The following is a 25,704-nucleotide window of genomic DNA, read 5'->3' on the forward strand; positions in this document are numbered from 1 at the left end:
ACGTCTTTTCTTTTGGCAGTTTTCGCAAACATTATTGCTTTTAACACGAATTCGTAGAAGTTGATTACCGTTCAATTAGTTGGCACATCATCATGGCTTTTCCTACGAGGACGCCTCCATTGAAGACTTCAACATCCACTTTACCGAATTTCCTCCCGACTTCTAGTACTTTCGGGAAAATTTCAAGCATGCTTTCAATTTGTACAGGTTTAATAAAGTAGATTGTCATATTCTCTACAACTAAATCCCCTTTTTTATAGTTTCTAAGCACTCTGCTTGCGGCTTCAGAAACAATAGTTGTAAACACGCCATAGGATATTGTACCGAGATGATTCGTCATTTGTGGGGTAACTTCACATCTGTATACATCATCCCCTTTTGTTTTCCCTCGGGTAAGCACAAGTTGATTTGTCACAATATCATCAATGGTTTCACCTACTTGCGGCTGACGCTGGATCATTTGGAGAGCTTTTAACACATCTTGCCTGCTGACAATTCCCTCAAGCCTATTGGAGTCATCTACTACTGGAAGAACTTCAATTCCTTCCCACACCATCATATGAGAAGAGGAAGCCACACTTGTCTTCCTTCCGACTGTCATAGGATTCTTTGTCATAATCTTATCAATTTGTGTTTCAGGATCATGACCCATGATATCCTTTGAGGTCACCATTCCAACGACCTTTAAATTTTTGTCAACTACTGGGAACCTGCTATGCATTGTTTCCCGGTTCACTTTAAGCCAATCAGTAATCTTATCAGTCGTTCTTACACTGATTGTCTCCTCTACTGGCGTTAGTATATCTTCTACAAGAACAATTTCTTTCTTAATTAGTTGGTCATAGATTGCACGATTAATCATTGTTGCAACGGTAAATGTGTCGTAGCTGCTTGAGATAATCGGAAGCTGCAGTTCATCTGCTAGTTTCTTTACACTATCATCTGAATCAAATCCACCTGTAATCAAGACAGCTGCCCCAGCTTTAAGTGCTAGTTCATGTGCCTGCGTACGGTTACCAACGATCAAGAGGCTACCAGCATCTGTATATCGCATCATGGCCTCAAGCTTCATCGCACCGATGACAAACTTATTTAAAGTTTTGTGCAATCCGTCTCTTCCACCCAATACTTGGCCATCTACGATATTCACTACTTCAGCAAAAGTGAGCTTTTCAATATTCTCTTTCTTCTTTCGTTCAATCCGAATCGTTCCTACTCGTTCAATCGTGCTAACATATCCTTTATTCTCTGCATCCTTAATCGCCCTATAGGCGGTACCTTCACTGACTGTCAGTGCCTTGGCAATCTGTCTAACTGATATTTTTTCCCCTACCGGCAACTCATCAATATATTGCAAAATTTGTTTATGCTTCGTAGCCAAGACGTTCACCCTTTTTATAAAATTCCTATATTTTCATTATAAGGTTAAAAACGTCTTGAATTCAATTCGATGTGACAATGTCATGAATAATATATTCTTTAGCGATAAAACGATCTGGCTCTTTTTCTTTCGGCAACAACAGATTTTGTTGCTAGTCGCGATTTTGTTTTCTTTGGCGAATAAAGGATAGCTGTTAGGTTGCCAGCGATAACAATTAAGGCAAATGCGAGCCATGAAAGTGCAAATGCACCTTCTAGTCCTTCACTGAATATATTTAGCTTCGGCACTGCATAGTAAAGGAGAAGACCACAGACAAGCAAGCACAGCAAATAACGATTTTTATTCATCATCCAACCTCCTTAGAACTTCTTCTTTAATATTTATGCGGACAGGCTGAAATCATGTATTGAAAAAAGCGCAGCATCGATTCGCTGCGCCTTTTCTTATAGTTCGATCGCTTCTCCTGCTTCTAATACTTGTCCAACACCCTCATTCAGCATTTTTACAAATTGATGCGGGTCCTGCTTGATTGGCGGGAAAGTATTGAAGTGTATAGGTACCACTTTTTTCGCCCCTAATAATTTGGCAGCGTATGCCGCATCCTCAGGACCCATAGTAAAATTATCACCGATTGGCAGGAAGGCGAGATCAATCGGATGACGATCGCCAATCAGCTTCATATCTGAAAATAGGCCAGTATCCCCTGCATGATAAATTGTTTTGCCATCAATTGTTAGAAGCACACCTGCAGGCATGCCCAGGTAAATGATTTCATTATTTTCTGTCTCCAGGCCTGTCCCATGAAAAGCAGGTGTCAGCTTCACCTTACCAAAATCAAATGTATATGCCCCGCCAATACTCATTCCATGTGTATTCACATCTTGCCAGCTTAAATAAGTAGCAAGCTCAAAATTCGCAATAACCAATGAGTTATTTTTCTTAGCTAATTCAACCGTATCGCCGAGATGATCGCCATGACCATGTGTGACAATAATAACATCAGGCTTTATATCATCCACTTGTAAATCTGTTAAAGCGTTACCTCTAATAAATGGGTCAAATAAAATCGTCTTCCCCTTTGATTCTACTTTTACAACAGCATGTCCATGATAGGATACTTTCATATTTATTCCCCTTTCCATTCATATGGTCTGTTAGTTTACTTCAACGAAAATTGATTTTCTCCTGCCTTCAAAAATCATTCCCTTTTCCAAACTGTTCTAAAAGTTTACTTTTTATTAATTAGTTGCTACTCTTTTTATATAAACATTTAGGAGGTTAAACCCGTGAACACTCGATTAAAAAAGCTATCTAATTGGATGAAAGAAAATGATGTGCAGGTTTGCTTTGTAACAGCACCTGAAAATGTATTTTATTTTAGCGGTTTTTTAAGCGATCCTCATGAACGCCTTCTTGGTTTAGCCGTATTTCAAGAGGAAGAACCATTCCTTGTATGCCCGGCAATGGAAAAGCCAGATGCCAAAAATGCTGGATGGGACAATGAAATTATCGGTTATAGCGATATTGAAAACCCTTGGGAATTTATACATAAGGCAATCAATAAGCGAATCTCAAAAGTAACGAAGGTTGCGATTGAAAAAGAACATATGAATGTCGAACGCTATGAAGCGATCTCACACCTTTTTAACGGTGCTACTTTTGTACCTGCTGAAGAAAAGCTAAGAAAACTTCGGATGGTTAAAGACGAGAAAGAGCTTGAAATCATTCGTGAGGCTTGTGCGTTAGCTGATTTCGCTATTGAAACAGGCTGTGCAGAAATCAAGGAAGGCAAGACTGAGCTTGATGTATTGGCAGCCATTGAATATGCTTTAAAGAAAAAGGGCGTCAACGAAATGTCGTTCTCTACCATGGTATTGACTGGTGCGAACGGTGCTTCCCCACATGGAACACCAGGAATGACAAAGATTCAAAAAGGGGATCTTGTTCTTTTCGATCTAGGTGTTGTTTGGAATGGATACTGTTCAGATATTACTCGAACAGTTGCTTACGGGGATATTAATGATAAACAAAAAGAAATATATGACACAGTTTTAAAAGCACAGCTTGCTGCAGTTGAAGCAAGTAAGCCAGGAGTGACTTGCTCTGAAGTAGACTTAACTGCTAGAAACATTATTGCAGGAGCAGGGTATGGAGAGTATTTCCCACATCGTCTTGGACATGGCTTAGGGATAAGTGTTCATGAGTACCCGTCCTTAACAGAAACAAACTCGCTTTTACTTGAAGAAGGCATGGTATTTACAATCGAACCAGGGATTTATGTTCCACAGGTTGCCGGTGTGCGCATTGAGGATGATTTAGCAGTAACAAAAAATGGGGTAGAAATCTTAACAAAGTTCCCTAAAGAACTGCAAGTAATACGTTAATTTTTCAGCCATATTCGTATGACAAAAATAGCCTGTGGGCATGTAAGCAGAGATTTGATCCGTCTATTGGATCACTTTTGCTAACGTGTATCCCACAGGCTTTTTGATAAACAGATAATTTTTTATAAATAAATTAAGCTTCCCCTTCAGTATCTTCCTGTCCTGCATCTAGATCAAAATTAGCATTGGACTGATCGATCACACCGCTATTATACACATCCATAATTTGCTCGCTTACAGCATTTGTTCCTTCTTCATCAAAAAATAGATTCGCTTGGCTTTGTGGCTCACGCTTGTTCATGTTATATTCTCTCCTTATAAAAAATAAATTGGACTGCCTCCCTTATTGTTCGATTTTTCGCTACAGATATACCTCATTTCCTACTGTATAATAAAGGTAAAGGAGGAGATTTATATGGGAATGAAATATAAAAATATTTTAGTTGCTGTGGATGGTTCAACAGAGGCTGAGTGGGCTTTTAAGAAAGCGATTGAAGTGGCAAAACGAAATGATTCACATCTTCTGCTAGCTCATATTATTGACACTCGTACTTTTGCAACTGTAGAGGCGTATGATCGTACAATTGCCGAAAGAGCGGATATGTTTGCTAGAGAGCTGATGGGTAAATACAAAAGCGAAGCGGTTGAAGCTGGTGTTGAACATGTAGAATTCGTTATTGACTACGGTTCTCCAAAAATTAAAATCCCAAAAGATATTGCCAAAAAGCATGAGGTAGATCTTATTATCTGCGGTGCCACTGGGATGAATGCAGTTGAACGATTCCTTATCGGCAGTGTATCTGAAAATATTACCCGCTATGCTCCTTGTGATGTATTAGTTGTTCGGACAAATAAAGAAGAGTCATAAAATAAAAAAAATGATGCATGGGATAATCTAATCCATGCATCATTTTTAATGATCTGCTAAAGCCTCGTTTACCCAATAATCTCTGCAATCCTTACTTCTTTCAAGTAATTGATAATCCACTAAATATCTTCTTAAAATAGCAAAGTCCGCAAAGATACTTGATAATCGTTCATTTACTTCTTTTTCTGAGTAAGTGACCCCACACTCGAACTGCTTTATTAATTCTAAAAGAATAATTATCTTTCTTTTTTCTTTACTTGGCAATTCTCTAAGTACCCCTTCTTTGAAAAAGGCTGCAATCGTCTTATTCCTTTCCTCAGCAGTAATTGTAAACTTATTTATATACACAACTAACACCCTTTCGGAAGATACTGTGGCATTCCCTTTTCATTATGAATATATTTATGTATAATGGATATATATTAAAGAGAGAAGTGCAGCAAACACTTCTCCCCACAGCCTCTACCGTCAGGGGGATGGTTGTCAAGTTAAGTTATTCTTTGTGCGAACCACCCTTGAGCTTGCGACGGCGTAGGGCGGTTTTCTTGTTTTCTAGAATGTTTTTCCGAAAGAAATATGCACCAACTTCTCGCACGATCCCTTTGAGAACTTCTTGTAGAATTTCAAGAAATGTTTCCATAATTATCACCCCCCTTCCTTTTTTGGAAAGAAGAATGATAACCAACCACCCTAACAATATTCAGCTGCCATTCTATTCTAGCATATATTTTTATTATAGTCAGAAATATCCTAATTTTAAATAAAAAGAGAGCTGATCAGCTCTCTTTTTTCTACTCATTATTAAACTTCCTGTTTCTTTATTAGCAATCCCTTAGCTTTTTCAAGTGCAATGGCAACTTGCTTAAATCCAGTTCCACCTGCACTATTTCTTCTCCTTACAGCGGTGACTGGGTCTAATACCACATAAATATCCTCTTCAAAAAGCGGATTTGCTTTCTGATATTCTGCTAATGGCAAATCACCAAGGTAACAGCCTTGCTGGACACATGTCAGTACAAGTTTCCCGACAATCTCATGTGCCTCTCTAAATGGAATTCCTTTATCCGACAAGTAATCCGCAAGCTCCGTCGCATTGGAAAAATCCGTTTTTGTTGCTTTTTCCATATGATCTTTGTTCACTTTCATCGTCTGAATCATACCAGCGAAGATTTTGAGTGAACCTGTCACGGTTTTCACTGTATCAAACATACCTTCCTTGTCCTCTTGCATATCCTTATTATAAGCTAAAGGCAGTCCTTTAAGTACTGTTAAAAGCCCCATTAGGTTTCCGTACACCCGACCAGTTTTCCCGCGAATGAGCTCTGCCATATCCGGGTTTTTCTTTTGCGGCATAATGCTGCTGCCTGTGGCAAAGCTGTCATCGAGTTCAATAAACTTGAATTCCTGGCTAGACCAAAGGATGAATTCTTCGCTTAATCTCGATAAATGCATCATTAAAGTCGATGAATTCGATAAAAATTCGAGAATGAAGTCGCGATCTGAAACTGCATCAAGGCTGTTTTCATAAATCCCTTCAAATCTAAGCAATTCAGCTGTTGCATATCGATCGATAGGGAAAGTCGTTCCAGCTAACGCACCAGCCCCCAATGGGGAAAGATTAATTCGCTTCATACTTTCACTGAAACGTTCCTTGTCTCTTTCAAGCATCCAGAAATAGGCCATTAAATGGTGAGCAAATGAAATCGGCTGTGCTCTCTGGAGATGCGTATAGCCTGGCATAACCGTCTCAATATTTGATTCTGCCTGGTCGATAAGAGCTTCCTGCATTTCCTGAATCAGTTCAATAATTACTTTAACCTGCTTACGCAAGTATAAATGCATATCTGTTGCCACTTGATCATTCCTGCTTCTAGCTGTATGCAACTTTCCGCCAACCGGACCAACGATCTCTGTTAAATAGCTTTCAAGATTTAAATGAATATCCTCCAATTTAACCGAGTAAGAAAGCTCATCATTTTCTGCCTTCTTCTTAAGTAGCTTTAGCCCATCCTTAATCGTGCTTGCCTCTTCATCAGAAATAATTCCAGATGTGGCTAGCATCGTTACATGCGCAAGGCTTCCTTCAATATCTTCCATTACTAATTCTTGGTCAAACGAAATGGAAGCGCCAAATTCATCGACCCATTCTTCAGCTGATTTTGTAAATCTGCCGCCCCATAGCTTTTTCACACTGTCACCTTCCCGTTCTTTTGAACAATGCTTTGCACCTTCGTTGGCAGACCCCAAAGCTTAATGAATCCAACAGCCGCATTATGATCAAATTCGTCCTCAGATGTATAAGTTGCCAGCTTTTCATCATATAAAGAATATGGCGATTTTCTTCCTTCAATAATTGCATGGCCTTTAAATAATTTGACTCGAACTGTCCCTGTTACAAAGGTTTGTGTCTCTTGTAGGAAAGCTGCTAATGCCTTTTGCAGTGGTGAGAACCATAGTCCTTCATAAATTAATTCCGCAATTTTTTTCTCTATTACTGGTTTGAAATGTGCCACTTCTTTTACAAGTGTTAAATCCTCGAGCTCTTTATGTGCTTTAATTAAAGTCATTGCTCCTGGACATTCATACACTTCACGTGACTTGATGCCGACAAGACGATTTTCCACATGGTCAATTCTGCCAACCCCATGCTTTCCTGCAAGGGTATTTAATTCTAAAATAAGCTCTGATAATGGGTATTGTTTTCCGTCCAAGCTGACAGGTACTCCTTTTTCAAAACCAATTTCTACAACATCAGGCGTGTCAGGTGCCTCTTCTAGACTGACTGTCAGATCATACGCACCTTCAGGAGGAGCCGCCCAAGGGTCTTCCAAAATTCCACACTCATTGCTTCTTCCCCATAAATTTTGGTCAATAGAGTAAGGAGAGTCTAGATTAATTGGAATCGGAATATCCTTTTGCTTGGCATATTCAATTTCCTCTTCACGTGACCATTTCCACTCACGAACTGGAGCCAAAACTTCAAGTTCTGGATTTAATGCTTGAATAGCCACTTCAAAGCGGACTTGGTCATTTCCTTTACCAGTACAGCCGTGAGCTACAGCAACTGCGCCTTCCTTTTCAGCAACTTCCACAAGCTTCTTCGCAATAAGCGGACGTGAAAGTGCAGAGATTAGTGGATACTTATTTTCATAGAGTGCATGAGCTTGCAGGGCCATTAATGCATATTCACTCGCAAACTCATTCTTCGCATCAATGACATACGATTGAACAGCTCCAACTGTTAACGCTTTTTCTTGAATAAACTGAAGGTCTTTGCCTTCTCCAACATCTAAACAGCAAGCAACTACTGAATAGCCTTGATCTCCTAACCATTTAATTGCTACTGAAGTATCTAAACCGCCTGAATAGGCAAGTACGACTTTTGGATTTGACATAATATATTTCCTCCTAGATTACGAATAATTATTCATTTATCTTTGTTTTTATTCATTTATATGTATTAAGATAACATATTTTAATCAAAAATCAATACTTATTCGTATAATTGTATAAAAATAAATTAGTAAGGTTCTAGCGACAAGGGAAGTTTAATCCGCTGAATTTTCATGCCTTATGTGACAATGCATGGAAGGGAGCTATAGAATGTAGTAGAATGAAAGAAACTTGGCTTAGGGAGGCTTATTGAATCTTGGACCATTTTTCATATAACGAACGACTCGGTATTGCGATTCCATCATTTGATAGAGGGTGGGATCAATATTCAGAAGATATACAGCAAGCCATTTTGTTTCATTGGGAAAACATTCGTGGAAAGATTCCAGATCGAATTGCCGAATTGGAGGAACAAATCAATAGGAAGCAGGCGAAGCTTTCAGATGAAGAGAACTTCATTAAATCATGCGAGCTTAATACTGAAATCGCTGATCTGGCTTCGATCATTAATGACCTGTGGTTATGGTACCGAACACATCAGGATATTTCAGCAAAGATTCATATGTAGATAAGAAAAATCCTTTCTGTAATTAGAAAGGATTTTTTTATGGATTTATTAGGGGCAACTTTATCCAATTTTTGTATTTATAGGGCACGAATTTTCTTTTTAGTGACCGCTTTACCCACTTTTTGTATTTTTAGGGCTCGTATTTTCTTTTTAGTGACCACTTTACCCATTTTTTGTATTTTGGAGGCTCCTATTTTCTTTTTAGTGACTACTTTACCCATTTTTTGTATTTCTGGGGCTCCTATGTACTTTGGAGGTGCAGCCCCTATTATAAATCCTTTTTCAATTCTCTTACTACATGGCCTAGTTCAGGTAAAATTAACTTGTTCATTGCTAGCTTCACTGCACCTGATGAGCCTGGTGTTGAGAAGATAGCTTTATCTTTCACTGTCCCTGCAACCGCACGCGACAAAATCGCTGCGGAACCAATATCTTCTTGATAGCTAAGCATACGGAAAAGCTCGCCAAACCCGCTGATTTCCTTATCAAATAATCCCTTAACTGTTTCAATTGTGATATCTCTTAGGGCGATTCCTGTTCCCCCATTTGTCAGGACTACATCAATTTCAGGGTCATTACATCCGTTCAGAACTTCCGTACGGAGTTCATCCGTCTCGTCCTTAACAATGGCATAGCTAACTACTGTGTGTCCAGCTTCTTCTAATAATTCCATCATTAGCTTTCCACTTTTATCCGTATCCTTATCCCTCGTATCACTTACAGTAATAACCTTACATGCTACCTGTTTAGGCGCCTCCATTTTATGCTCTTGCGTACTCATCTATGGTTCCCTTCTTTCTTATGCAAATATCGGTATTGATAATATTTATGGGCAAACTCAGATACTTTCCTTGTCAGTTGATAATTTGAGCTTGCACCGATTGCCATACTGATAAATGGTATTCCCTGAAGCGACTTCTTTCGGAAAATAAAAATGGCCATTGCTTTAAATAATTGTTTGATCGGCTGTTCAATCCAAGTCACATCAGCCAGTTCATCATTGCCCTCATAAAAGTAATAATCCTCTTGGTTCTGAAGTTCACCCATTAATTCTTCCCATGCTCTGCCTTGCATACGCGGCGGAAGGGTGGCTGCATGGAAAACCTTGAGTGAGCTCATCATTTCATACGGTGTATTCACTTCAATTCCATAGGTCATCGCGATGAGCTGGACCACTCTTAAATTGATCACCGCCATCGCCGGAATATCTGCCCCAAGCATGAGCGGACTGCCAGAGCCAGCCATTACCCCCTGTGCAAAGGAATACAGGCGATGACGGGCAATTTGCTGATGAGCAATATATTGAAGCTGATCAATATGTAATTTATTTAGATCATTGATTGTTTCAATTTCAGCGTTAAACACACGCCCTGCTGTTAATACCCTTTCTTTCGCATCCATTTGCATCTGTGATCCTTGAATTAATGCATGAAGATGAAAGAGCCAGTTATCGAGTGTGGAAAAGAACTGCTCCTGAACATTATCTGGTAGTAACGAAAATGATCTTTCTAAATATTTTTCGTATGTTAGTTCAAAATCATTCGGTTCATAACCATACAATTTCATTTCCCACTCTTGAATCTCGGCCAAAACCCTGTTCTCCCGTTCGTTCAATGCCATAATGGGTTCCTCCATTTCCTACCTCTTTTGCTAAAGTATAGCATAGTTGCTCAATGATATAATATTTCTCAATCGTGTATTTTTATTGGACAAACTATATCGTTTATTGGACAAAACCCTATTTTATTCGCTAAACAAGCAGGTATTGGACAAACCTAAAATTCTCCCTACAAAAATACCACAGCTTATTAAAAAGCTGTGGCATCAAGTTATTTAGATAATCTTACAACATCTCTTGCAATCATGACTTCTTCATCAGTCGGAATGATCATTACCTTAACAGGTGAATGTGGGTAGTTAATGAATGCTTCTTCTCCACGAACCTTATTAAGAGAAGGATCCCAATAAATACCCATAAACTCAAGACCTTGAAGGACACGAGCACGAATGACATCACTATTTTCTCCAATGCCGGCTGTGAAGATAATCGCATCTACACCGTACATTTTGGCAGCGTAAGAGCCAATGTATTTATGAATTCTTCCCGCAAAAACTTCAAGCGCTAATTTTGCCCGTTCATTTCCTTCAGATGCCTGAACCTCAATATCACGTAAATCGCTTGAGAATCCAGATACTGCGAGCATTCCACTCTTTTTATTTAATACATCCAGAACTTCGTCAGCTGTTTGATTTGTTTTTTCCATTATAAAAGGAATTAGAGCCGGGTCAATATTCCCTGAACGCGTCCCCATTGTCACACCAGCAAGTGGAGTGAATCCCATGGAAGTATCGATTGATTTTCCACCTTCAATCGCTGCAATACTTGCGCCATTTCCAAGATGGCAGGAGATTAACCGCAATTGCTCCAAGGGGCGACCAAGCATTTCTGCAGCACGCTGTGACACATATTTATGCGAGGTGCCATGGAAACCATATTTACGAATTCCATATTCCTTATAATACTCATACGGCAAACTATAAAGAAACGAGCTTGCTGGCATTGTTTGATGGAATGCCGTATCAAAAACACCAATTGCAGGTACATTGGGCAACACTTGCTGAAAAGCTTTAATCCCTGTAATATTTGCTGGATTATGAAGAGGTGCAAGCTCTGATAATTCTTCAATTTTTGACAGTACCTCATCCGTGATTAGTACAGAGTCAGAAAACTCTTCTCCACCATGAACCACACGATGGCCAATTCCTTCAATTTCATCTAGTGATTGAATGATTCCCAAACTTGTTAATTTCTCCAGTAATAGCTTAACTGCGACATCATGATTAGGGATATCCCTTATTTCCTTCACTTTTTCTCCATTTGCTACTATATTAAAGATTGAATCATTTAGACCTATCCGTTCAATTAAACCTTTTGTAATAACTTCCTCACTAGGCATTTCAAATAATTGAAACTTTAATGAAGAACTGCCGGCGTTAATTGCAATAATTTTTGCCATAATTCTACCGCTCCTTTTACATAACAACGTCACTAAACAGTACAATCTTATTTTGTACAACGGACATCATTAATATCTCTCAATTCCTCATTTAAACATTGTCAGCCAAACATTTCAAGGTACACTTTCATTTGTTATCGGTTTCATTGTAAAGTAAAAGTTTTCTGAATAAGAAAGGTTGTTTTCGAAGACAATTTGGTTATAAAAAAAGGATTGGTAGAGGTTGATTTCCGCTCCAGGTTGCTCGCTTTCCGCGGGGTGGGCGGTGAGCCTCCTCGGAGCATCCGCTCCTGTGGGGTCTCACCTGTCCCACTACTCCCGCAGGAGTCTCGCAACCTTCCGCTACAATCAACTAACAGTTTTAATTCTGACAACATTTTTTAAAAATGCTATTTGGTGATATTTTAGATTAATTTTTATTAAAAACACTGTTATATCCAATAAAAAAAGCATACCAATTTGTATGTGAATTGATATGCTAATTCTTATATTATTTCTAATGCCTTATTTATTCTCTTTATACCATCCATCAATTTTGCCAAGGATTTTTTCAACTTCTGCTGTTTTGGATAGGCTTGGCAAGTTGACGAGGAGTACTTGCTTTGGCGGCTTGACATCTTCGCCTTTCTTTTGAAGAATAAAGATGCTTTTGGCGGCATTTTTGTTTTTAAATAAGGTTTGTGGCAGCTGGAGCAGTCCTTGCATAACTGCGTATTCTTTAATGTACTCATGAAGCTTTGGCGCTTGTTCGCTTTCAAAAAGACCATTTGGAACGATAAAGAATAAATAGCCTCCCGCTTTCACATGCCTCATGCTTTGCTCAATGAATAAATGATGTGCGTATGTATGACCTTGATCAGCCTTCATTTCATATTCAGCTGCTCTTACATCATTTGGATAGTAGCCCACAGGCAAATCACTAACTACTGCATCTGCCTCTTGAATAAACAAAGGTTCAAGACTATCCTGATTGAAAAACTGAATTGGATGCTGCTGCAAGTTTGCATTGACATAACTGAGCTTTATTAAAATATCATCAATTTCAAGACCAATTGCCTCAATATTTTTTGTAGGCTGCTGATTCATAACTGTCGTTAATAAATTTCCTGTTCCAACAGCTGGATCAAGGAGCCGGAAAGATTTTTCTGGAACAAATTTATCAACTAAATAACCGACAAGCATTCCGACAGCATCAGGTGTCATTTGATGATTGGGCTGAACATTTTCTTTCATTCCCTTAAGAATGGCGAGCTGGAATGATTTTCGAATATCCTCTTTAGAAAAATCACTTATTCGGATGGAATCGTAGCTCTTTTTTAATCTTTTAACGGTTAACTCGCTCAGTTCATCACTTTGTAAAATACTTTCTTGAAAAATGTTTTCCCCTGTTTCTGCTAGAGCTTCTAAATAGGTGCAAGATAATTCTTCTTGTATGATTAACGCTGTTTCATTGAAAACAGTAAATAATTGCTCTACTGGTGTTATACTCATTCACAAATCCTCCAATTATATTCTATCGTCCTATTTTAAAGAGGTTTTCATCATATCACAAGTAAAATGGCAAGATTATCATGACAAGTAAAAGCCCCGGACAATGGCCCGGGGCTAATTTTTAAATTACTTCGCTTGTTTCGCAGCTTCCACTGCCGCTTCGTAATTTGGATGGTCAGTTGCTTCACTCACATATTCAGCATATGTCACTGTATCATTGGAATCAACAACGAAAACAGCACGTGCTAGAAGACGAAGCTCTTGAATAGCTACGCCAAATGCTTCACCGAAAGACAGCTCACGATGGTCTGAAACTGTTTGCACATTTTCAATTCCAGCTGCTGCACACCAACGCTTTTGAGCAAATGGAAGATCCACGCTAACTGTTAGGATTTTCACATTATCTAATTTAGAAGCTTCTTCATTGAAACGACGCGTTTGTGCATCACAAACACCTGTATCGATTGAAGGAACAACACTAATTAAACGAACATGTCCTTTTGAATCTGCAAGACCTACTTCTGATAAATCATTGGCAAGAACCTTAAATTCTGGAGCTTTGTCCCCAACCTTTACTTCATTTCCTAATAATGTAACTGGATTGCCTTTAAATGTGATAGACGCCACTACACTCATCCTCCTTAAACATCATATGTACATTGTAAATCATAACTTTTCATTACCTTTTTTGCAAAGATTTAGATTCCTTTGACAAGAAAAAAGTTAACTCTCCTTTCTTGGAAAGTTAACCCTCCTGCATCAAATATCTAATTCTTGCTTAGGCTCATTGTATTCTTGTTTATTTTGATTTCCTTGATTGGTGTTTCCGTCACTTTTTTTACTATTAAACATTTGCTGAATCTTATCGACTGCTTGAGGTGCTAGATCTAAGATTCTTTCATATAAGTGAGTGCTTTCATCTAGATGAACCATTTTCACTTCATTTGAGTTAACGATTAGAAAGGCAATTGGTGTAATGGAAACACCGCCTCCACTACCTCCGCCAAATGGATGTCCGCTTGATTGTCCTTGTCCTTGTCCCTGCCCTTGGCCGCCACTATTTGATTGGCTATCAAGCTTAAATTCACTCCCGCCAGCAGCGAAACCGAAACCAACTTTCGATACAGTTAATATGACACTGCCATCAGGTGTTTCAACAGGATCACCAATAATCGTATTTACATCAATCATTTCTTTTAAATTTTCCATGGCTGTTGTCATTAGCCCTTGAATTGGATGGTCAGACATACGTTAGCCTCCCCTTTTATACTGATTTTGTTTTATTATTAGATAAGGCAGATAAAGGCTTTGTCTTAAACTTTGCCTTCCCGCCTTTCCAATATTTAATCAATTTAATTCCTGCAACCATAGCATGTCCGATTCGGAATTGAAACATACATGAAATAACCGTTTGTGACACCGCAAATTGAAATTGGGGGATGACCATAATATTTGGTTCAACCTTCAGTTTTGTATAATGACTTAAAAGCCCGATTATACTTCCTTTTATTGCCCATATTGCACCTGTCAGCATGCCTGTAATTGCTGCATCTCCAACCCCAACCAAGGTCTGCCATTCAAATTTTTTAATAGAAATCTTCTTTACGAATGTTCGTACTATCCGATGAAGTGAAATAACATGTGTAAGAAGCTCTTTTGTATCTTGCAAACTATTAAGGAGATCGTCGGTTGAGTACTGTTTCGTCTCTGTTTTCTCAGGGCTTTCCTGTGAACCTGCTGTTTTTTCTTTCTTCGTAACAATCGTTGGGGAATTATCATCAATTTTGATTAGCGGAAGTTCAATTTTATACTTAATAAGGCCAAACCATGCTTTCAATTCAACCTTTAAATGATCATTATCATTGTTGTGAAAATAATATAAAATAATATTTAATTTCGTTGCCATTACAAGGATAATCAGCAGAATGAGGATGATTAAAGCGATGAGCAGCCATTTCAATTACTTCACAACCTTTCAGCTTATCATTATTGCCGATTCAAAAAAAAATAAACCTGCCAGCTTTTTTAGAGCAGGCAGGTTTATTCCTATTTTTCATGAACAACCGTTGTATCCGAGAATAGATCATGCAATCCTTGCTTTTTTGGCAAGAAGGCAATGATCACATAACTGACTAGTACAGTTGCCGAAATAAATCGGCCTATCCACTCTCTAAAGAGGATCGTACTCCATGACAAGCTTTTCCCCTCTAGATGAACAACCTTTAATCCAAAAACCATCTTCCCTAATGTTTGATTAAAGAATCGCGTCATTAAAACAAAATAAGCATAGAAGATAATAGCCGTCACAATCGAAATTGGTGCAAAGATACTAAATTCATTTAACGGGATTTTCAATAGTCTAAACACAGGATTAACAATCAATCGGTCTATACTGCCAATTACAATTAAATCAAGAAGATAAGCCCAAAAACGCATCCAAAATCCAGCAAATCTTACTGGGATATGATTGCCGATCATCTGACTATGCTGACTATAAAAGGACTGTTCATGGCGATTTTCTTTTGTTAAAACTGGCGCAGCCTGCTCTTTGTATGAATCACTGCTTATAGTCTCGAACTTTTCAATCTCCTTATCATTTGATGTCATCTTTACACCTCCTATTCAGCATATAGATACATTAATCGTGGAGAATTAGGCTGTGACAACATCTTCATCATGCCAGTCATTTCGATATCTTTCCCCATTAGCTTTTGAGCCCCCATGCTAAATAAAGAACCAAAGCCTAGATTATCTGTATATTTAACAACTTTTGCATCTTTCAGCTTATGATCTTCCTTTAAGGTATCTATGACATCCTCCACATAGCCAAATCCGTCAATTAAATTTAATTCAAGTGCTTGTCGTCCGTCATAAATTCTTCCATCGGCAATTTCCTTTACTTTCGCCGGAGGAATATTACGGCCTTCAGAGATGACCTTTACAAATCCTTCATATGAATTATTAATCATCGATTGAAGAATCTTTCTTTCCTCTTCCGTCATTTCTCTTGAAGGGCTCATTATATCTTTATAAGGACCGCTTTTGATCGTTACGAAATCAACCCCATATTTTTCAGCAAGGCCGGCATAATTTACGCCTTGCATGATCACACCAAGGGATCCTGTTAATGTCTCTGGACTTGCAAAAATTTTATCAGCAGGAGCCGAAATATAATAGCCACCTGAAGCAGCCATTGAGCCCATTGAAATATAAATTGGCTTCTTTGTTTCCTCTTGAATTTCTTTCAATTTATCATGAATTTGAGCACTTTCAACAACTCCTCCACCTGGGGAGTTCACTTGAATAACGACAGCCTTTACAGTGCTATCTTCTTTGATTTGCTTGAGCCTGTCCATAAATCCTTTATGGTTATATCCTCCCGAAGTAAAAAGAGATGTTGCTTCACCTGTATCCTGGATCGTGCCATTCACTTCAAGCACAGCAATTTTCTTTAATTCACTGCCCTCTTCCACTACTTCCTCCATAAAAGCAGCATCCGTACTATCGAAAATCTGAGTTATCGAACTTTCCACATCACTAAACGCGATGCCAGTAGCAATATTTGTGAGTACTGAAAATATAAATAATCCTGCCGCGATGCCTAATGCGGCCCAACGTTTTCCATTCATCCAATCATCCTCCTCATTGTCCATTAGTCTTTACGGGATTCACTTTTAAAATGTTTCAAAAACGTGTAAACTGATTTCGACAACCATTATCATACCAAATAATTAATAATATGGGTAAAATTAAGAGAAATGACTATTAACTGTCTGGAGGAATGGATATGCTTACTCGCCGCAATTTATATTTCCATCATAAAAAGGATGCCGAAATGATTGAGAAGGTTAGCGCACTTTACAAACTGGCTGAAGCCTATCATTTCAATATTGTTACCGATTATAAAAAGGCAAATATTATTATCAGTATTGGTGGGGATGGTGCATTTTTGCAGGCAGTTCGGAAAACTGGCTTCCGTGATGATTGCTTATATGCGGGGATTTCAACCACTGGAAGCCTCAGCCTTTACTGCGACTTCCATATTGATGATGAACAAAAAATGATTGAAGCGATGACAAATGAACAAATAGAAGTACGGCGCTACCCGACCATTGAGGTGACAATCGATGATCAAACATCCTTCCATTGTTTAAATGAATTTAGCATTCGTTCAGCAATTATCAAGACATTTTTACTTGATGTTTATATTGACGATTTTCATTTCGAAACGTTTAGAGGAGATGGGATGGTCGTAGCAACACCGACAGGAAGCACTGCCTACAACAAATCTTTACGGGGTTCTGTTGTTGATCCGCTCCTTCCTTGCATGCAAGTAAGCGAGATGGCTTCATTAAATAATAATCGCTACCGGACACTCGGTTCCTCCTTCATTTTGAGCGGAGAAAGAAAGCTGACATTAAACGTTGTTCAAGATGGAAATGACCATCCAACAATGGGGATGGATAATGAGGCATTAAGCATCCAACATGTGAAAAAAATTGATATTAAACTGAGTGAGAAGAGGATTAAAACTGTCAAACTAAAGGATAATTCTTTCTGGGAAAAAGTGAAGAGGACATTTTTATAAATAAGGAAGAGCCAATATGAATTGCCTGTGGGGTATGCGGGCAGAATTTTGATCCGTTCTTTGGATCAGTTTCTGACAGCGTGCCCCACAGGCTTTTCCCTATCTACAATTAGTTTTAAAAGATCAATATATTTTCATTGACCTTTATGTGTTAGTAATAGATGCTCCAATAATTTTGGCAGCTGTTTGAAGGCAAATGGCAGGTGAAGCCGTTCTGTTTTTTTATGAGCATCCCTTCCGATTGGACCCACATTTATAACTGGAGCAGTCAGTTTAGCCATCTCGTGGAATGGAATCGAATAAAGCTCCTTCCCACCAGGTAAATTCGTATCATAGCGGTTCATATCCGAAAGCAAGCCTTGCAAACCTGCATAGCTTAAGTCACAGATGCCATTGAAATATTCAACTGGCAGCAACTCATATCCAAACGCTTCGCTTGAGTATTGAATGATGGAATCTGAAAGCTCTTGTATAATCGGATTGTCAGCTGTATTAATTGCAGGATAGTACGGTGGTGCATAGAACAAAACAATCATTGGCCCGAGCTCTTGACAAAGCATCGCTAATTGATCCACTACCTGAATCGATTGTTCCCGGCTATCACCAATCGTCTGTGTAATAACAGACTGCTCTAACATCGTAATAAACTCAGCACCCATCTTTTCACAAGCATATGCTCTTAATTCTTCATATAATAGAACTCGAATAGTCGGCAGCTGGCTTTCGTCCAGTTGAAAGATACGATATTTTTCTTTCATGAATTCTTCCATCTTATTTGCTGCTAATTCGGCTACTCCTCTTATTTCTTCCATCACATCAGCTGCATTTCTTTTCATTAATAAGAGATTGTATAGGCTGACTGAGCGATGGGGGATTTGAGTTGTATAATCCTTTTTTAGATCCCGCTGCCACAATAAAGTCGGCGGAGGACTCATTTGCCCATTAACCGTTTCACAAAGCTGCTCATTCCATTCGACTTCCTGAGTAAGCACTGATGTCATCCATGCAGCATTCAAGCCGGAAAGCGTCTCACCTACATGTGTCTCCTTACCAAAGCAAAGTGCTGCAGGCATAATTTTCCCTATCGTCCCAGTATAAAAATAAAAGTTTTTATCCTGTGGCTCTAAAGCAAACATGGGCTCAGAATTTAAAAATAATGTATAGTTTAAATGATGCTGATTAGCTATTTCCTCAAGCTTAGGTACTGCTTCCCGCATCCCTACTGAATTGACTTCCTCATCAGGAACCGTCAATAAGAGCAAGTTCAGCTTCCACTGTTCAGTTGCTGCTTTTTCAAGCAAGCTCATATGCTGAACCAAGCCACATTTCATATCCATTGTTCCTCGACCGAAAAGCCATTCCTTGCTTGCTAAGTCCTCCCTCGCATCTTGAGGAAGCTCTTCTAATCTGTCAAATAGTGCTTCTGTCAGCTCAATAGGCTGAAAAGCAAGATGCTTCAAATCACCATAATCTTCAACATTTACAACATCAAAATGGCTAATCATCACAACCGTTTTCACTGCTTCCTCATGCTTATATAACGCAGTCAAAAACGATCTTCCATCCGTTGTCAAATGATTGGTAATGAATGAAGACTTTTCAGAGAAATAAGGGATTTGTTTCAAATGATGCTCAACCCTCAATGGAAATTGAATTTCTGCCTCTGATAAAGAAATACTGCCAATTGAAACAAGATCATTTAATAAATTGAGCATTTGCTCTGGAGATTGCATCATTGTTTTTCCCATCACTTCTAGTGCTCCTTTATACTAGGGACATGGGGACAGGATTATTGTCCCCTTTTATATTGGGATTGGGACGCAGGACCTGTCCCCCTATCCCATTTTGCCTCCAGCTTGATAAATAGTTTTGTCTTTGAAAGAGAATAAATCGAAATGGCTGTCCATATAAATAAAAACGAGATAAAGTGAGTTTTTGAAAAATGTTCATGATAAATAAAAATACCTAGAATTAATGTTAAGGTTGGTGCAATAAATTGCAAGAATCCTAGAGTTGACATTGGGATTTTCTGTGCCCCTTTTGCAAAATAGAGGAGGGGCACCGCCGTTGCCACTCCAGCACCTATCAATAATACGTCTGTTCCAGCTGACACTGCTAAAAACGATTGTGAACCTTTCATAAATAAGATAATCATATAAATAAATGCAATAGGTGCAACAACAAGTGTTTCTAGTGTTAAACCAATCGCAGAATCTACTTTCACCATTTTCTTCATTAAACCGTATAGACCAAATGATAATGCTAGAAAGATAGAAACCCAAGGGAACTTCCCGTAAGAAATAGTTAAGATTAGTACTCCCATTAACGCTATTCCAAAGGAGGCATATTGAGCCAATGAAAGCTTCTCCCTAAAAATGATCATCCCAAGGATTACACTGACTAACGGATTAATATAGTAGCCAAGACTTGCTTCAATTAAATGCTCTGAGTTAACCGCCCATATATAGATGAACCAATTGCAGCTGACTAGAAGAGAAGCAACCACCAACACGGCTAACTGTTTTTTATTCGTGCGAAAATGAATAAGTGTTTGTATAAACGCTCCCCATTTTCTAGTAAAGAGCAAGATAGCTACCATAAAGAAAAAGGACCAAAAAATTCGGTTAGCTAAAATCTCATCTGCATTCACATGGTGTAGCAGCTTCCAATAGATCGGTAATAATCCCCATAAAAAGTACGAAAATCCAGCATAAATAATCCCCATATGTACTTCATTGTTTTTCATCAGCATGAGCCTCTATTCTTTCTATTATCGAAATATTTATATTATAGTTCGAATAGTAAGATGCTGACAATGTTTATTATCAATCTGCCCATTCCTTATTTATCCAAATCATAAACAATTTCCCCTCCAACAACCGTTTGAGATACATTAATATTTGGAATCTGTTCAGGATTAATATTGAAAATATCTTCCTCCAATATTGTAAAATCAGCCAAAAATCCTTCCTTAATTATTCCGCGGTCAAATTCATGGCTGACAGCATAGGCACTTCCTTTAGTAAATAAACAAACTGCTTCATAAATCGTTAAAGCTTCATCTGCATTAAAGACCTTTTTCTCAGGATCGCAGATATTCGTCCTTGTTACAGCAGCATGAATACCCAGCAGTGGATTTAACGGCTCGATTGGGGCATCTGATCCACCAGCACATGGCAGTCCTTCATTTAATAGCGTTTTCCAGGCATAACAATAGTCCATATGTTCTTCACCAATCCGGTCGATTACCCACGGAAAATCAGAAGCAAGAAATCTTGGCTGGATATCAAGTATTAGTGGTAATTTCTTCGCACGCAAGACGAGTTCCTTCCGAAGGATCTGGGCATGGATTAGCCGGTCTCTGCCTTCTCCTGTCAGTGGATGTTTTTCAATTGCATCTAATACCATTTCAAATGCCAAATCGCCAATGGCGTGAACAGCAACAGGCAGCTTATATTCTCGGGCCTTCTTAACCAGATCATCTAATTGCTGCTGTGTAAAAATGGCTACCCCTGATGTAGAAGGATCATCTGCATATGGATGACTGAGCAATGCCGTTCTCCCACCTAGAGCCCCGTCTGCAAAAATCTTCATTGCCCCAAACTCAATCCATTCATTTCCACTTAAAAAGTATTCTCCAGCTTTAATCATTTCGTCAACCACTTCATGATGGACAAGAAGATGTGCACGAAAATGCTGCCCTTCCTCTTCGATCACCTGCTTGAAAGCCTGAAAAGTCTTCTCATAGCTGCCATAGTAATTTAAGTCTTCTGTATGTGCACCAACTAAACCTAATGAATGGGCATCTTTAATAGCTGCTCGAAGGGCTTTTTTGATGTAAGCCTCTGAAATGGCCGGAAGTACTTCAAATATCAATTCTTGTGCTTGATCCTTTAGTAAACCGTTCGGCCTGCCAAACTCATCCTTTTCAATGACACCACCGGGAGGATTTTCCGTACTTGCATTAATGGATGCAGCCTTTAAAGCCAGTGAATTAACAACAAGTGCATGACGGCAAACCCGCTTTAATAAAACGGGATGATTCGGTACAATTTCATCCAATTCTGTCACAACTATTGGGTCAGGCTCACACCAAAGGTTTTCATTCCAGCCTTCGCCTATAAGCCATTCATTCGCATCCAAGTTTTCAGCATATTGTTTAACTGTTTGAAGAACCTCTGCCTTTGAGAGACAATTAGATAAATCTAAGCTAATTAGCCTTTGACCATGGCCAATTAAATGCATGTGACTGTCAGTAAATCCCGGCAGCATCGTGCGCCCCTTAAGGTCCATTCTGCTGACAATTTCATCTTTATACTTTTCCTCAAGTATTCGAGCAGATCCAAGCTCAATAATCTTATTATCTCGTGTAAAAACAGCATCTGCTTGATGATCCATTTCTTGCAGTGTATAAATATTGCCACCATACCAAATTGTTCCCATAACCCAGCTCCTCCTTTATCTACCCCTATTTACTATATCAAAAATGCAGGCGATTACACGCCTGCATTAAGTGCTTTGATTTAATTTTGTGCCGCTGTTTCCATTTCTTTTTTTCTGAGCTCAACTCGTCTAATTTTACCAGAAGTTGTTTTAGGGAGTTCAGCCAAAAATTCGATTTTTCGAGGGTATTTATATGGTGCCGTTAGCTCCTTCACATGTTCCTGCAAATTCTTGATCAGATCTGGGTCTTTTTCATCTACACCTTCACGCAATACAATAAACGCTTTAACAATCAAGCCGCGTATCTCGTCTGGACTGCCCACAACTGCACATTCTTTAACAGAAGGGTGCTTTACAAGGGCGTCTTCTACTTCAAACGGTCCAATTGTATAGCCGGAGCTTATGATAATGTCGTCTCCACGTCCCTCGAACCAGAAATAGCCTTCCTCATCCATTTTTGCTTTGTCACCTGTTACATAATAGTCCCCACGGAATTGCATTGCAGTTCTTTCAGGATCTTTATAATAGTTTTTGAATAAAGCAGGTGTTTCAATATGTACAGCAATATCCCCCACTTCATTTACATGACAAGGCTTTCCATCTTCATCAATGATTTCGACTCTATTTCCTGGTGTCGGCTTGCCCATGGAACCTGCCTTTAGTTCCATTCCTTTCGTTACACCGACAAGTAAAGTATTTTCTGTTTGCCCATAGCCATCGCGAACATCCACATTGAAATTCTCCTTGAAAATATCAATGACTTCACGATTCAGCGGCTCACCAGCAGAAACAGCACTGCGAAGATGTGGCAGCTTATATTCATGAATGGTATCGACTTTAGCCATTATGCGATACTCTGTTGGGGTACAGCATAGCACATTCACTTGATAATCCCCCAAAAGCTGTAAATACTTCTTCGGTTCAAATTTGCCATTGTATACAAAGCCTGTTGCTCCAGAGCCAAGTACAGAAAGGAACGGACTCCATATCCATTTCTGCCACCCAGGACCTGCCGTTGCCCAAACTGTATCTCCTTCCTCAATACATAACCAATTCGGAGCTGCTGTACGAAGATGAGCAAATGCCCAGCCATGTGTATGTACGACACCTTTCGGATTGCCAGTCGTTCCAGATGTATAGGAAAGGAAAGCCATATCCTCTTGATTCGTATCCGCCAATGGAAGTTCCTCAGAAGCATTCTTCATTTCACTATCTAAATCAATCCAATTTTCAGCTTGGCCTCCAATAACAAATTTCGGGAGATCATTTGCTTCATTTATTGAGGAGAATTGGTCTACATACGGAAGATAGCTAACAATCCCTTTCACATCACCATGTGTAATTCGATACTGAAGATCCTTTGAGCGAAGCATCTCAGAACTTGGAATCACAACAAGACCCAATTTTAATGCAGCAACATAAGCCTGGTACGCCTCAATCAGACGTGGCACAATAACGAGGACGACATCCCCTTTTTCCAACCCACGATTAGCAAATACATTGCCAATTCTGTTGGCATTTTTTAATAACTGAGAGTATGTAATTTCTTTTTTCTCACCTTGTTCATCTTCCCATCTAATGGCCAATCGATCAGAATCAGCTGCATAACGCTCCATCTCAGCAACTAAATTATACTTTTCCGGTGCTAATAGATCTTCTCGCTTCATCAATATCTCCCCCTAAAAGTAAGTTGAACTAGTTTGTTTTCATAAAGCTTCTATCTTCGAACTAATTATACTAAATTATTTAATAATTCAAAACCATTTATTTTTTAAAAATATTAATTTAATCTTTTTCTATAAACATAAATAAGGAGCAGGAATGGATTCCTGCTCCTTGTAGCCATATTATTTATTTTTTTATTATCGTCCAAAACCAGCTAGTTGTTGTTGAGCTGTTTGAACTAAACGCTTTGTAATTTCTCCACCAACTGAACCGTTAGCACGAGAAGTTGTATCAGCACCTAAGTTAACACCGAACTCAGAAGCAATTTCATATTTCATTTGGTCTAGAGCTTGTTGCACTCCAGGAACTAAAAGTTGATTTGAGTTACTGTTGTTGTTAGCCATGTGATTTTCACCTCCTTGTGAGTATAGAATGTGTAGAATCACATGACCATATTCAAATATTTATTGGTAATTACTTCATTGAAATCCAGTTGAGACCATGTAGTGTGTAGAGGTTGATTTCCGCTCCAGGTACTCGCTTTCCGCGGGGTGGGCGGTGAGCCTCCTCGGAGCATCCGCTCCTGCGGGGTCTCACCTGTCCCACTTCTCCCGCAGGAGTCTCGCACCTTCCGCTCCAATCAACAACCTTTTTTAGAAGTAAAACTTATTTGAAGAACAACAATCATTTAGAAAAACTTTTAAAATAATTCACTTAACGGATCCTGTTGTGAAGATTGTGGAGTAATTACGATCACTTCAGTGTTTTCTACGGCTTTTGTAATAAGAGGTTCAAAATCAATGTAGCTTTCAAAATGTTGAACCTTTTCTTTTTTTGGTTTTGTTTTTGGTGAAGATGGAACAAAAACTGTACAACAATCTTCATATGGCCGATTAGAGATATCGAAAGTATCAATTATTCTTGATATGTCAATAATCTCAGACTTGTCCATTGTAATTAACGGACGTAGAATAGGCGTACTTGTTACGTCATTGATCGCATACATACTTTCAAGTGTTTGGCTAGCTACTTGCCCTAAACTCTCACCAGTGATAATCGCAAGACCTTCATTCTTCCTTCTGATTTCATCTGTTATTTGAAGCATCAACCGTCTAGTCGTTGTCATAGAATAGTTCTCAGGAATCTGCTTTTGGATAAGTTGTTGTATATCAGTAAAAGGGACGATATGAAGCTTTACTGCACCACTTATATTCGCGAGCTTCGCTGTTAGGTCAATTACCTTCTGTTTTGAACGTTCACTCGTAAATGGAGGGCTATAGAAATGAACAGCTTCAATTTCTACGCCTCTTTTCATTGATAAAAATCCTGCGACAGGGCTATCAATTCCACCTGAAAGCATCAGCATTCCTTTTCCGCCCGAACCTACTGGAAGCCCGCCAGCACCTAGAATGTTTTCACAAGAGAAATAAACGGCCTCGTCTCTAATTTCAATTTGAAGATTAATATCCGGATTTTTTACATCTACTTTTAATCCAGGGATATTTTTCAGTAAATGGGCACCAAATGTTTGATTAACCCCATTTGTATCTAGAAAATACCGTTTATCCGATCTCTTTGTTGTAATTTTGAAAGTATTTCCTTCTTGATAGATCTTTTTGAACAAATCTAAAGCAGCGTCCTTCATGTTTTCAATCTCTTTATCTGTTTTAATTGCTGGACTAAAGGATTGAATACCAAACACACTCTTCAATAATTCTACGATTTCAAATCCGTTTTCCCCATTCAAAAGAATAAACATTCGCTCTCTATTTACTTCAATTTTTATTTGTTCAAAATCCCTTAATACTCGCTTGATATTCCGTCTGAGTTTATAAATAAACGCTTTACGGTTTCTTCCTTTTGTCGATAATTCTCCAAAACGAATAAGAATTCGATCATAATTCAT

The 25,704-nt window shown here is 38.7% G+C and carries 27 protein-coding genes; 4 read left to right on the forward strand and 23 right to left on the reverse strand.

Translation table 11 applies throughout. The features are described from left to right. Window positions 1–64 precede the first annotated feature (64 nt). The 3 genes from ACFYKT_RS11705 to ACFYKT_RS11715 form a co-directional block, all read right to left on the reverse strand. The gene (locus ACFYKT_RS11705; protein ID WP_389219645.1) at window positions 65–1,381 is read right to left on the reverse strand and encodes a DRTGG domain-containing protein; all 1,317 of its coding nucleotides are present in this window, start codon (window positions 1,379–1,381) and stop codon (window positions 65–67) included. 98 nt (window positions 1,382–1,479) lie between these two features. Then, window positions 1,480–1,728: a hypothetical protein gene (locus tag ACFYKT_RS11710; RefSeq protein WP_389219647.1), complete on the reverse strand. Its 249-nt coding sequence runs from the start codon at window positions 1,726–1,728 to the stop codon at window positions 1,480–1,482. Between the two features lie 96 nt (window positions 1,729–1,824). Next, window positions 1,825–2,505: a metal-dependent hydrolase gene (locus ACFYKT_RS11715; protein ID WP_389219649.1), complete on the reverse strand. Its 681-nt coding sequence runs from the start codon at window positions 2,503–2,505 to the stop codon at window positions 1,825–1,827. Window positions 2,506–2,667: 162 nt separating this feature from the next. Between ACFYKT_RS11715 and ACFYKT_RS11720 the strand changes: the two genes are divergently transcribed. After that, window positions 2,668–3,765, forward strand: a complete 1,098-nt coding sequence (locus ACFYKT_RS11720; RefSeq protein ID WP_389219651.1) for a M24 family metallopeptidase — start codon at window positions 2,668–2,670, stop codon at window positions 3,763–3,765. A gap of 133 nt (window positions 3,766–3,898) precedes the next feature. Here the strand turns inward: ACFYKT_RS11720 and ACFYKT_RS11725 are convergent, their stop codons facing one another. Continuing rightward, entirely contained in the window at window positions 3,899–4,066 is a 168-nt protein-coding gene (locus ACFYKT_RS11725; protein ID WP_389219653.1) for a hypothetical protein, read from the reverse strand. A 114-nt stretch (window positions 4,067–4,180) separates the two neighbouring features. Between ACFYKT_RS11725 and ACFYKT_RS11730 the strand changes: the two genes are divergently transcribed. Continuing rightward, entirely contained in the window at window positions 4,181–4,633 is a 453-nt protein-coding gene (locus tag ACFYKT_RS11730; protein ID WP_389219654.1) for a universal stress protein, read from the forward strand. A gap of 45 nt (window positions 4,634–4,678) precedes the next feature. Here the strand turns inward: ACFYKT_RS11730 and ACFYKT_RS11735 are convergent, their stop codons facing one another. The 4 genes from ACFYKT_RS11735 to ACFYKT_RS11750 all read right to left on the reverse strand — a co-directional run bounded on the left by ACFYKT_RS11735 (window position 4,679) and on the right by ACFYKT_RS11750 (window position 8,028). Further along, window positions 4,679–4,981, reverse strand: coding sequence for a DUF2087 domain-containing protein (locus ACFYKT_RS11735; protein WP_389219656.1), 303 nt, complete (start codon window positions 4,979–4,981; stop codon window positions 4,679–4,681). 145 nt (window positions 4,982–5,126) lie between these two features. Continuing rightward, window positions 5,127–5,273, reverse strand: a complete 147-nt coding sequence (locus tag ACFYKT_RS11740; RefSeq protein WP_389219658.1) for a hypothetical protein — start codon at window positions 5,271–5,273, stop codon at window positions 5,127–5,129. 161 nt (window positions 5,274–5,434) lie between these two features. Next, the gene (argH, locus tag ACFYKT_RS11745; protein WP_389219660.1) at window positions 5,435–6,823 is read right to left on the reverse strand and encodes an argininosuccinate lyase; all 1,389 of its coding nucleotides are present in this window, start codon (window positions 6,821–6,823) and stop codon (window positions 5,435–5,437) included. Then, window positions 6,820–8,028 carry an argininosuccinate synthase gene (locus ACFYKT_RS11750; RefSeq protein ID WP_389219662.1) on the reverse strand — a complete coding sequence of 403 codons (1,209 nt, stop codon included), beginning with the start codon at window positions 8,026–8,028 and terminating at the stop codon, window positions 6,820–6,822. The genes argH and ACFYKT_RS11750 overlap by 4 nt, the downstream gene beginning before the upstream one ends. 251 nt (window positions 8,029–8,279) lie before the next feature. Between ACFYKT_RS11750 and ACFYKT_RS11755 the strand changes: the two genes are divergently transcribed. Continuing rightward, complete coding sequence (locus ACFYKT_RS11755; RefSeq protein WP_389219766.1) at window positions 8,280–8,594, forward strand: hypothetical protein; 315 nt, start codon at window positions 8,280–8,282, stop codon at window positions 8,592–8,594. Between the two features lie 268 nt (window positions 8,595–8,862). Here the strand turns inward: ACFYKT_RS11755 and ACFYKT_RS11760 are convergent, their stop codons facing one another. From ACFYKT_RS11760 to sppA, 9 genes are all read right to left on the reverse strand, one after another. Further along, window positions 8,863–9,375: a MogA/MoaB family molybdenum cofactor biosynthesis protein gene (locus ACFYKT_RS11760; RefSeq protein WP_389219664.1), complete on the reverse strand. Its 513-nt coding sequence runs from the start codon at window positions 9,373–9,375 to the stop codon at window positions 8,863–8,865. Next, the gene (locus ACFYKT_RS11765; protein WP_389219768.1) at window positions 9,372–10,214 is read right to left on the reverse strand and encodes an EcsC family protein; all 843 of its coding nucleotides are present in this window, start codon (window positions 10,212–10,214) and stop codon (window positions 9,372–9,374) included. The genes ACFYKT_RS11760 and ACFYKT_RS11765 overlap by 4 nt, the downstream gene beginning before the upstream one ends. Before the next feature lie 209 nt (window positions 10,215–10,423). Beyond that, window positions 10,424–11,611 (reverse strand): acetate kinase, encoded by a 1,188-nt coding sequence (locus ACFYKT_RS11770; RefSeq protein WP_389219666.1) that lies wholly within the window; start codon window positions 11,609–11,611, stop codon window positions 10,424–10,426. Window positions 11,612–12,115: 504 nt separating this feature from the next. Further along, a complete protein-coding gene (locus ACFYKT_RS11775) occupies window positions 12,116–13,102 on the reverse strand; it encodes a class I SAM-dependent methyltransferase (protein WP_389219667.1) in 987 nt (328 codons plus the stop codon). Window positions 13,103–13,228: 126 nt separating this feature from the next. After that, window positions 13,229–13,729 (reverse strand): thiol peroxidase, encoded by a 501-nt coding sequence (gene tpx / locus ACFYKT_RS11780; RefSeq protein WP_389219669.1) that lies wholly within the window; start codon window positions 13,727–13,729, stop codon window positions 13,229–13,231. A gap of 132 nt (window positions 13,730–13,861) precedes the next feature. Continuing rightward, the gene (ytfJ, locus tag ACFYKT_RS11785; protein WP_389219671.1) at window positions 13,862–14,350 is read right to left on the reverse strand and encodes a GerW family sporulation protein; all 489 of its coding nucleotides are present in this window, start codon (window positions 14,348–14,350) and stop codon (window positions 13,862–13,864) included. A 16-nt stretch (window positions 14,351–14,366) separates the two neighbouring features. Next, window positions 14,367–15,062 (reverse strand): DUF2953 domain-containing protein, encoded by a 696-nt coding sequence (locus ACFYKT_RS11790; protein ID WP_389219673.1) that lies wholly within the window; start codon window positions 15,060–15,062, stop codon window positions 14,367–14,369. A gap of 86 nt (window positions 15,063–15,148) precedes the next feature. Then, window positions 15,149–15,580, reverse strand: coding sequence for an RDD family protein (locus ACFYKT_RS11795; protein ID WP_389219770.1), 432 nt, complete (start codon window positions 15,578–15,580; stop codon window positions 15,149–15,151). 140 nt (window positions 15,581–15,720) lie between these two features. Further along, window positions 15,721–16,731: a signal peptide peptidase SppA gene (gene sppA / locus ACFYKT_RS11800; protein ID WP_389219675.1), complete on the reverse strand. Its 1,011-nt coding sequence runs from the start codon at window positions 16,729–16,731 to the stop codon at window positions 15,721–15,723. A 158-nt stretch (window positions 16,732–16,889) separates the two neighbouring features. Between sppA and ACFYKT_RS11805 the strand changes: the two genes are divergently transcribed. Beyond that, entirely contained in the window at window positions 16,890–17,690 is an 801-nt protein-coding gene (locus tag ACFYKT_RS11805) for an NAD kinase (protein ID WP_389219677.1), read from the forward strand. 134 nt (window positions 17,691–17,824) lie between these two features. On the opposite strand, the gene ACFYKT_RS11810 is transcribed toward ACFYKT_RS11805, so the two are convergent. The 6 genes from ACFYKT_RS11810 to thiI form a co-directional block, all read right to left on the reverse strand. After that, on the reverse strand, window positions 17,825–19,438 hold the full coding sequence (locus ACFYKT_RS11810) for a M20/M25/M40 family metallo-hydrolase (protein ID WP_389219771.1): 1,614 nt from the start codon (window positions 19,436–19,438) through the stop codon (window positions 17,825–17,827). A gap of 41 nt (window positions 19,439–19,479) precedes the next feature. Beyond that, window positions 19,480–20,436 carry an EamA family transporter RarD gene (gene rarD / locus ACFYKT_RS11815; RefSeq protein ID WP_389219679.1) on the reverse strand — a complete coding sequence of 319 codons (957 nt, stop codon included), beginning with the start codon at window positions 20,434–20,436 and terminating at the stop codon, window positions 19,480–19,482. Window positions 20,437–20,531: 95 nt separating this feature from the next. Next, complete coding sequence (locus ACFYKT_RS11820; protein WP_389219681.1) at window positions 20,532–22,133, reverse strand: amidohydrolase; 1,602 nt, start codon at window positions 22,131–22,133, stop codon at window positions 20,532–20,534. A gap of 80 nt (window positions 22,134–22,213) precedes the next feature. After that, a complete protein-coding gene (gene mbcS / locus ACFYKT_RS11825; protein ID WP_389219683.1) occupies window positions 22,214–23,800 on the reverse strand; it encodes an acyl-CoA synthetase MbcS in 1,587 nt (528 codons plus the stop codon). Window positions 23,801–23,995: 195 nt separating this feature from the next. Then, entirely contained in the window at window positions 23,996–24,202 is a 207-nt protein-coding gene (locus ACFYKT_RS11830; protein WP_102274259.1) for an alpha/beta-type small acid-soluble spore protein, read from the reverse strand. A gap of 296 nt (window positions 24,203–24,498) precedes the next feature. Continuing rightward, window positions 24,499–25,704, reverse strand: coding sequence for a tRNA uracil 4-sulfurtransferase ThiI (thiI, locus tag ACFYKT_RS11835; RefSeq protein ID WP_389219685.1), 1,206 nt, complete (start codon window positions 25,702–25,704; stop codon window positions 24,499–24,501).

This window comes from Cytobacillus mangrovibacter, assembly GCF_042865275.1.
Classification (GTDB): domain Bacteria; phylum Bacillota; class Bacilli; order Bacillales; family Cytobacillaceae; genus Cytobacillus; species Cytobacillus mangrovibacter.